Raw genomic sequence first — 10,174 nt, forward strand, 5'->3', positions numbered from 1 at the left:
AACGCGATGTGAAAGGAAAAGGCACTTAACATACGTTAAGTGCCTAACTTCTAACTATCTACCTGCGCGACGTAATGCGCTTGACGTAAATTCGTTATCGTTAAACGATTGTGAAAAATCGTACATTTTTTCTTGGTTATCTAGACCAATTGCTAAATAACGACGTGAATTTAAATCATGATAAACTTCAAGCGTACTCCACTGAGTAGGTACTTCGTAGTAGTTAAGGCCATAAGCCATTGCTACACGGTAAAGTTGGTCGCGGTTATCATAAATATCCGTAACCTGTACTTGCCAGCTATCTTCATCAATGTAAAACACACGTTTTTTATAGATATGGCGTGTATCGTCTTTTAAGTTAGCTTCAACAACCCAAACACGGTGTTTTTCGTAGCGTGTATGCTCTGGGTTTATGTGGCCAGGCATTAAAATGTCATCGTATTCTAACTTATCACTATGAAGCTTATAGCTGTTGTAAGGAATGTATAATTCTTGCTTACCTTTCAACGTCCAGTTGTAACGATTAGGTGAGCCATTGAACATGTCAAAGTCATCAGTAGTACGTAAGCTATCCGCTGCTGTTCCTGGTGCATCATATGCAACATTAGGTGCACGACGAACGCGACGTTGTCCCGAGTTGTAAGTCCATGCTTGGCGTGGCGTTAATATTTGGTCCATCGTTTCATGAACAAGCAGCGCTGTACCAGCTAAACGTGCAGGCTCTGTAACACTTTGTTTAAACTTAAACAAAATGTTTGAGTCTTGCAGCTCTGCGGGTGTTGCACTCGGATCTGAATATTTAACTAATAACTGCTCATCAAAGCCAACATAGTTATAAGAGCCTGACGCTGTTGGAGCTGCTTGACCACCAAAACGTTCAATAGACTGCCCACGGTAACGTAATAAGTGATTCCAAATTGTCTCTAAACCCGTTTTAGGAATAGGGAAAGGAATACCAATTGCCGTATTTTTAATACCATTTCCGCCTTCAACTAATTCAGCTGTTGGTGCAAACTTTTTAGTTGCGTCATAAACAAACTGAGGATAAGACGCTGAGCGACGTGTTTCATACACTGGCATTTTAAATGTATCTGGATATGCTTCAAATAAAGCAATTTGACCCGGACTTAAATTTGCTTTGTACTTTTCAATATTATTTTTATCAATAGTGAATAGCACTTTATCAGTTGAAAATGGGTCAAGGTGATGCATACCCGGTTCATAGCCTGCTGGAGCAGATATAATGCCATTATTCCATGCTGGAATAGAGCCATCAGCATTCGCCGCTTTTTCTGCGCCTAATGGCGTTAAGTTTTGACCTAATTGAGCTACCTCAACTGCGCTCATTTTTGCCAAAGCAGCACTGCTTGCAAATAAGCTACAAAAAGCAGTAGCAATGAGGGTAGGTTTTTTAATCATAGTAATGTTACCCCTAAATAGAATATTTTAAGTTAAAAGAAACGTAATCGCGATCTGAGAAAGTATTAATATCGCCGCCGCCCCAAAACGAGTTGTAGCTCACGTCAAGTGACCACGCATTTTGGTAGTTAAAGTTCATGGTCGCACCTAAAGATTTACGGTCTTCAATAAATAAGAACATAGGATCTGGTGTATTACCATTTACGTCATGAGAAAATACAAAACGAGGAGAGAAATTAATACCATCGTAAAGGTCATAATAATCACCTTTAGCAATTAAGCGATATCCCCAAGAAGATGCAGTAGCAAATGATTTTTGCTCTGCACCATTTGAAAGACCAAGTTGCAATGTAGTGTAATCAGTTGTGCCAGGCCCAGTAATAACGCCACTTCGCCCAGTACCCGATACGTTTAAACGCATCTCGTCGTATTCAGGCATGTTATGAATTTTTACAGCACCCACTTCACCAACAACAGCCCAACTATCAGCCCCTAATGAAGGGCCAAATAAATGTGTTGCAGTAAACTGTAATTGTGATGTATTACGTTCAATATACCCTTGAGCAACTTGACCAGGTCCTACAACACTGATGTCGTCGCCTAAACTCATTTGTGAAATACCCGCAAAATCAGGACGGATACCAGCAACCGCTAATTGCTCAGGCATCGCTGCATACAAAAGCTCAACATCATCAATTTGCAGAGGCTCGTCTTGACGAAAAGCAAATTCACCCGCAAAAGCTGTTTCACCAATAGTGGTGTTAAAGCTCAAACCGTATAGTTTAATATCTTCTGGGTAGTCGTTTTCAGCTTTAGAAAAGGCAGTTAAATCAGCAACATTATCAGAGGTAATTTCTGTCGTCATAATCATCGCTAAATCTTGCGCAATTGCTTCGTTTGAAAAGTTTGATACGCGACCAGAGATAAGCGGACGACGACTGTGGTAGTTCACATGGTATAACGCAATTTCAGTATCATTAAACTCAGGTAAAAACACCCCTAAACGAAGACCGTACTGACCGCCATCTTCAGGTTCTGTTTTACCATTATCCCCTTTACCTTTTAAAGCAACTTTAGTTGGATATGCAAGGTACATTTGAGCTAATAAAGCACTCCCTTCGGCACTTGAAGGATCAATTCCTTGAGCAGCTGTTGCTAGTGCAAAGTCAGATGTTAAGTTATTTAAACTATCCGTTAAAAAAGCAACATCAATATCAGGATTAGACGTAAAGCCTAACTGAACATTTTGTTGGTAACCATTTTCTGCAGCAAAGTCATTAGTAGAAAAATACGTGCCAGCTGCTGGTAGACGCGTTTCTTGCCATTGATATTGGTAGAAACCTTCAAGCGTAATATTTTCAGTAATACCAAGCGATGCCCAAAGCATACCGATTGGTATAAATGCTTCTTTAAGCTCAGCGCCTGGTGCTTTTAATCGGTCAATATCAACTGGGTTTACGTTAATACCATGAGATATAAGCGTACTTTCACCCCAGTTAACTACTTGCTGACCTAAGCGAATTGATAATGGGTTATTCCCGTCGTTTAAATCAAAATTAGCCCAAACGTATGCATCTAGTAAACGGATATCTGCACAGCTTTGCTCTTTTGTATCTTTATCGTCACACGGGTCAACACCTTCACCAGAAGTTGGGTTTGAATAAGCGCGATCGCCATCCATCAACGCAAAATCATAAAAGTACATAAAACGTGTAAACAAACCATAATTATCTTTATTTATTGAAAGGTCGTGTGTTCCCTTCAATAGTTTTGAGAATGAGTCACCACTGTCAAAATTTAAATTACCCGCATCACCATTGTTTGAGTAAGAGCCGGGTTGTGCCCATACATCTTGTGATGAGTAAATAGTGTTACTTAGTGCAGGGTTGTAACCTGTCCAGTCAAAAGCTGGATTATTACTTTTACCAATTAAGTTAAAGTCCCTGTCTTCTACACGGACGCTTTGCCCATATGAAAAGGTTGAGTCGAAGGTAATATCAAAACCCCCAGCTTCAAATGTTACAGCTTGAGTACTGGCTGCAGATAAACCTAAACNGGCTGCTAAACCTATAGCGATTTTATTTTTAACAAAAAGCGATCTTCTTATCATTTTGGTTCCCCCCTGTCGCGGGTCATTTTGTGTGATCAAGTTATTGTTTTTAGTGTCATCGTAACGATAGAAGCGAATCATTGAAATTACAAATAGTCGCATTCAATCTGTCATATATTTCTTATTCTGGTTGACGCTTACGTATTGGTAAGACGTCGTACCAGATAATTTATACACGTAATTTAACAATAGGACAAATTGAAATTAACAAAAAGACAATATTTTTATGCTTTTATAACATGAAAACAGGGAGCTAAGCCACGCGCTCAATACGAATGAATTTATTTTCGGGGGTTAATAATATTCTAAAACGCCCTCTTATACCTAGGCTGGTAATAAAAGGTCTTAAATGATTAGCAGAAAAACGTACCGTTTTCCCGCCATCTTCTACAACTTGTAAAGAGCTAAAACGGCCATGGTAGTAATCCATGCACTCGTTATAGCTCAATCTTAAGGTAAAATAATACTCAATCATTTATACGAGCGCTTTTTCAACCTTTTCATACAAATCAGCACTTAGCCCATCTAGATTAGCTAAGCGTTGTAATTGCAGTTTCATTGCTTGAGAGCGAACATCATCGTAACGTTTCCATGACATGAACGGTGTTAACATACGAGACGCATTTTGTGGATTAATTGCATTAAGTTTTATTAATAAGTCACCTAACAACGTATAACCTTGGGCGTCTGAACGATGAAATTGTGCTGTATTAAAGTGACTAAAGCTTCCTACAAGTGCACGTACACGATTCGGGTTTGAAAAATCAAAACACGGATGTTCGTAAAGTGCCTTAATATTGTCTATAGCATTATTGCCTGATTGCATAGCTTGCAGTGCAAACCACTTATCCATCACTAAAACATCATGGCGCCATTGACTATCAAAATGACTCAAAAGCTCTTCTTGTAAAGGGTGGGATGCTTTTACCACTGCGCTTAGTGCACCAAGTACATTGGTCATATTAGTAGAACTTGCGGCTTCTTTAATAAAGCTTACAGCCTCTGGCTTTTGAGTTTTAGCCAAATAATGCAAGCATATTTGTTTTAAAGCGCGCTTAGCAACGGAGCTTGCACTTATACTGCCATCATCTTCAAGAGATTCGTAACAACTAAGCAGTTCATCAGCAAGTTCGTCAGCAATTTGTTGCTCGAACTTTTCTGTTATTTCAATAATCTCATCAACAAGTATTACTTCAAATTCAGCGGCTAATGTATCAAAACTTGGCAGTTTAAACAGCTCTGCAATTAAGGCTAAATCGCCCTCTTTTGTGTTTATAAGTACACGTAGCGCATTTATAATTTCGCTGCTTAACTCGCTATTAGTCGTATCGGTAATCTGAGATTTAATCGCTTTAATAAATAGCTGCTGTTGTGCATCCCAACGTGAAAAATCACTGCGTGCAAAACGCATAATATGTAATAGTTCGGGCTCTGTTGTTTGCTGATTTAAAATACAAGGTGCAGAAAAATCTTCGAGTAAAACCGCAACGGGCTTTTCTAAGATATTATCAAAGCTAAATGTTTGAGTCGTACTTGTTACATCAAGCACATGATCTAGTTTTTTACCATTATATTGCAGAGCAATACTTTCCCCATTCGCATCAAGTAGTTCAATAGCAAAAGGTATATGAAGCTTTTTATTCTCTGGCTGATTAGCTGGCGCTGTTTGCTCGATTGTCAAAGTGTATGTATTTGAGCTGCTATCAAATTCTTGAATTGCATTTAAACGCGGTGTACCTGATTGGCTGTACCATTGTTTAAATTGCTCTAAATCAACACCTGATGCATCGCTCATCGCACATACAAAGTCATCACATGTAACTGCTTGCCCATCGTGGCGCTCAAAGTAAAGCGTCATCCCTTTTTGAAAGTTAGTTTCACCCAGTAATGTGTGCATCATACGGATAACTTCAGCACCTTTATCGTATACAGTTACTGTATAAAAGTTATTCATTTCAATAACTTTCTCAGGGCGAATTGGGTGAGCCATAGGGCCTGCATCTTCGCTAAACTGATGCGTACGCATTACTTTAACAGCATCAATTCGGTTAAGTGCACGAGAACCTAAATCACTACTAAACTCTTGGTCTCTAAATACAGTTAATCCTTCTTTTAGCGATAACTGAAACCAATCTCGGCACGTTACACGATTGCCCGTCCAGTTATGAAAATATTCGTGCCCTACAATAGATTCAATCGTATAGTAGTCTTTGTCTGTCGCTGTTTCTTGATTGGCTAATACACATTTACTATTAAAAACGTTTAGCCCTTTATTTTCCATCGCGCCCATGTTGAAAAAATCGACGGCAACAATCATATAAATATCAAGGTCATACTCTAAATTAAAGCGTTCTTCATCCCATTGCATTGCTTTTTTAAGTGAAGCAATAGCATGAGGTGTTTTAGATAAATTCCCCTTATCAACAAATAATGCTAACTCTACGTCTTTGCCGCTTTTAGTCGTGTACGTATCTTTTAAAACATCAAAATCGCCCGCTACAAGTGCAAATAAATAGCTCGGCTTTTTAAATGGGTCTTGCCATTTCACAAAATGACGACCATCTGATGTTTCACCGCTATCTACTTGATTACCATTAGAAAGAAGTTGTAGATACTTTTTATCGGCAATAATAGTTACATCAAACGTGGCAAGTACGTCAGGGCGATCCATGTAATAAGTGATTTTTCTAAATCCCTGCGCTTCGCACTGTGTGCAATACGCACCGCCCGATAAATATAAACCTTCTAAAGAAGTATTTGTCTCAGGTGATATCTCGGTCACAATACTTAATTGGCAACTATCCGGTAGGTTATTGATTATTAGCTGCTCGCCAATAATTTCATAATCAGTTATATCAACCGTATCAATAGATAAAGACAGTAAGCGTAAATCAATACCATCAAGCACTAAAGGTGCTTTTTTATCACCAACACGCGTAAGCGTTAGCAAAGAGCTTACTTTGGTTGATAATGGCTGTAAGTCAAAGGTTAGCTCTGTGTGGTCAATTAAAAAATCAGGAGCTTTATAGTCTTTAAGATATTGTGCTTGAGGTTTACTTGATTCAGTCATAGATACTCCAAAACAGCTCCTTTTAAGTTAAAAGGAGCTGTTTAAAATTAGGCGGATTGTTTTGGCTTAATACGTAAAATTTTAATGCCCAAGTAGGCATAAACCACCGCTAAAACAGGGTTAATTAAGTTAAAGAAAGCGTAGAGTGCATAATCAAAAGGATTTATTAGTAAAACGCTTTGCATATATGCGCCACACGTGTTCCATGGAATTAGTGGGCTGGTAATTGTACCGCCATCTTCCAATGTACGAGATAAGTTAACAGGCTTCAAACCACGTTTTTCGTATTCATCTTTAAACATACGTCCAGGTACAACAATCGCGATATACTGATCGGCTGCTATAACGTTTGTACCAATACAGGTTGCAATTGTTGCTGTAATTAATGAACCCGTACTTTTAGCTATTTTAAGTATGCTTTTAACAAAAATGTCCAGAAGACCCGTTTTTTCCATGATGGCACCAAACATCAGTGCAGTCATAATCAACCACGTAGTTGTAAGCATTCCTGACATACCGCCACCACTAAGCAGCGAGTTCATTTTATCATCACCTGTGCTTATACTAAAACCATCAAAAAACGTCGTCCAAACAAGCTTAAAGTAACCTACTAACTGTCCTTGAGAAACATCAATTTGGCTAGCAATTAGATCAGACTGAAACAACATAGCCCAAACAGCGCCCACAACAGCACCAATTGAGATAGCAGGAAATGCTGGCATTTTTTTAATAGCTAAAACTAAAAGTACGATTAACGGGATCAGCATTTCAAAACCAATATTAAAGTTTTGCTGTAAAATAGCCGTTATTTCATCAATGCGCCCTGCTTCGCTTGAAGCTGTTGCATTAAACCCCATGAATATAAATATAATCAGTGCAATTACAAAACTCGGTACTGTCGTCCACAGCATATGTTGAATATGCTCAAACAAATCAGCGCCAACAACTGCTGGTGCCAGATTGGTTGTTTCTGACAGCGGGCTTAGCTTATCACCAAAGTACGCGCCAGATATAACTGCACCTGCGGTTACTGTTTGCTCAAGTCCAAGACCCGTAGCAACACCTAATAAAGCAACACCTATCGTAGCAGCCGTGGTCCAAGAACTACCAATACTCATTGCTACAATGCCACAAATTAAACAACTCGCTGCATAAAACCAACTTGGATTTATAACTTGTAAGCCATAATAAATTAGAGTTGGTACAGTCCCAGAAAGTAGCCAGGTACCAATTAATGCACCTACCATAAGTAAAATTAAAATAGCACCAATTGAAAGCGTTATGCCTTCTATCATAGCTTGTTCTAATTTTTTCCATGTGTAACCGTTTTTAAGACCAATTAAAGCCGCTGCAAAAGTGGCAAATAAAAGTGCTATTTGGTTAGGACCGGATGAAGAGTTGTCACCGAATAAGTATACAGCCGCGCCAAGTAAACAGATTAATACAGAGATAGGAATTAATGCATCAAAAAACGAGGCGGGTTTGATTGGTTTATCTTCCAATGGCTTCAAAATAGAGACTCCTACACACACTTGCTGTGTGTTTAATTATTATTTTTAGCACGTAAAGCGCATTAATTGAGCGTCATTAATCCAGCTCAACTTTATGTAATCGAAGATTATAACAATTTAGTAAATTTTAGGTAGTAAAAAAGGCGCCAATGCGCCTTTTTTACAGAGGTAAAACCAGTTATTACTTCTTAGCTATACGACCATAATTAATATAATCTTGAGTAATTAATGCAGCCTCTTCCAAAAATGGGTCAAGCTCTTCGATTACTTCTGGTATATCGTCTAAGTTTTCTACCGGATCTTTACCTAAACGCTTAAGACGTTCGTTAGTACGTACAAGTGCACGTGCTTCACCTTCATCTTTTTCTTTAATACGGTCTGCTTCAACTAAAGAGATAGTTTTACGGTCTTTCTCTTCGTTGTATAAGGTAATGTCATTAAATACATAACCAAATTCTGGCTCTGATTTAATTCGTACTTCGTGTTGTTTTTCAAGGTACGTAATAATAGGTGTTAGATTACCTAGTTTTTTATATTTCGCTTTAACAATGCTGTCCCAAGGAAGTGCATTATCTTGCTTACTTTCGCCCCACTGTGCAGGATCAATTGCTGATGGAAACGAAATATCAGGGATAACACCTTTATGTTGCGTGCTACCACCGTTAATACGATAAAACTTAGCAATAGTATACTGTACACTGCCTAGCGCATTATCGTATAGGTCATAAGCACGGCCTAAGCCTTTGTGCTGCTGTACAGTACCCTTACCAAATGTTTGCTCACCAATAATTACAGCGCGACCGTAATCTTGCATTGCTGCTGCGAATATTTCAGAAGCAGATGCACTGTAACGATCAACTAACACAGTTAAAGGGCCGTCATAGTAAGTTATACCATCACGATCTTTTTGCTCTTCTATACGGTTATTTAAGGTATGAATTTGAACAACTGGGCCTTGGTCAAAAAATAAACCTGACAATTGTGTTGCTTCATATAATGAACCACCACCATTTTGGCGCAAGTCGATAATAATACCATCAACCTTTTCTTCTTTAAGCTTAGCAAGTTCTACTTTTACATCTTTCGAAAGATTATTGTAAAAGCCAGGAATTTCAATCACCCCAATTTTACTTGTTAAATCAGAATATTTTGCTTCAAATACTTCTGATTTAGCCGCTCTATCTTCAAGTCGAATTTTATCGCGAGTGATTTCTACAACTTTCGGAGCGCCGTGAGCATCAACACCTTTTAAATACTGTAAACGTACTTTAGTCCCTTTAGGACCTTTAATTAAATCAACTACGTCATCTAAACGCCAGCCAATTACATCTACAAACTCTTCGCCATCTTGAGCAACACCAATAATGCGATCATCAGCTTTAATTTGATCTGTTTTATCTGCAGGGCCTCCCGGCACTAAGCTGCGAATAACAGTGTAATCTTCATCAGGGCTTAATACGGCACCAATGCCCTCAAGCTCTAAGTCCATATCCATTTTGAATTGCTCTGCACGACGTGGCGATAAATAAGACGTATGCGCCTCAATACTGCGTGCTAGCGAATTCATAACAATTTGAAAAGCATCTTCTGAATTTGATTGTACTAAACGTTTTTCTGCATTTTTGTAGCGTTTGGTCAGCACCTCTTTAATGCCTTCCCAATCTTTACCCGTCATTTTTAAACGCAGTGCGTCGTACTTTACACGCTCACGCCAAATTTCATCAAGCTCAGCTTGTGACGCAGGCCATGCTGAATCTTCACGGTCAAAAAAGTATTCATCTTCTTTATCAAACGTCATCTCTTTTTCAAGCAGAGTAAGTGAATACTCGTAACGTTCAAAACGGCGTTTAAGACTTAAGTTAAAAATATCAAACGTAAAGTCTAATTTACCGGTAGTAATAGCGTTATCAAAGTCATCACGATATTGCTCAAATGAGGCGATATCGCTGGCTAAGAAAACGCTTTTATTAAAATCAAGGGATTCGATATAACGATCGTACACTTTACTAGAAAGCTCATCGTTAAATCGAACCGGTGTATAGTGTGAACGAGCAAATAAGCTAG

Annotated in this window: 6 protein-coding genes; all 6 read right to left on the reverse strand. The window is 38.6% G+C overall.

What is annotated here, in order from left to right; all coding sequences use genetic code 11:
• Positions 1-54: 54 nt before the first annotated feature.
• On the reverse strand, positions 55-1,419 hold the full coding sequence (locus L652_RS0108790) for a DUF1329 domain-containing protein (protein WP_024595578.1): 1,365 nt from the start codon (positions 1,417-1,419) through the stop codon (positions 55-57).
• 13 nt (positions 1,420-1,432) lie between these two features.
• Positions 1,433-3,529, reverse strand: a complete 2,097-nt coding sequence (locus tag L652_RS0108795; RefSeq protein WP_024603407.1) for a DUF1302 domain-containing protein — start codon at positions 3,527-3,529, stop codon at positions 1,433-1,435.
• Positions 3,530-3,782: 253 nt separating this feature from the next.
• On the reverse strand, positions 3,783-4,004 hold the full coding sequence (locus L652_RS01000000123535) for a DUF2835 family protein (RefSeq protein ID WP_033011738.1): 222 nt from the start codon (positions 4,002-4,004) through the stop codon (positions 3,783-3,785).
• Positions 4,005-6,599 (reverse strand): aminopeptidase N, encoded by a 2,595-nt coding sequence (gene pepN / locus L652_RS0108805; protein WP_024594766.1) that lies wholly within the window; start codon positions 6,597-6,599, stop codon positions 4,005-4,007. It abuts the gene before it with no gap.
• Positions 6,600-6,646: 47 nt separating this feature from the next.
• A complete protein-coding gene (gene nhaC / locus L652_RS0108810) occupies positions 6,647-8,110 on the reverse strand; it encodes a Na+/H+ antiporter NhaC (protein WP_024594765.1) in 1,464 nt (487 codons plus the stop codon).
• Positions 8,111-8,291: 181 nt separating this feature from the next.
• On the reverse strand, positions 8,292-10,174 hold a 1,883-nt coding region (gene prc, locus L652_RS0108815), incomplete at its 5' end, for a carboxy terminal-processing peptidase (protein ID WP_024603408.1).

This window comes from Pseudoalteromonas sp. TB25, from assembly GCF_000497995.1.
Lineage (GTDB): Bacteria > Pseudomonadota > Gammaproteobacteria > Enterobacterales > Alteromonadaceae > Pseudoalteromonas > Pseudoalteromonas distincta.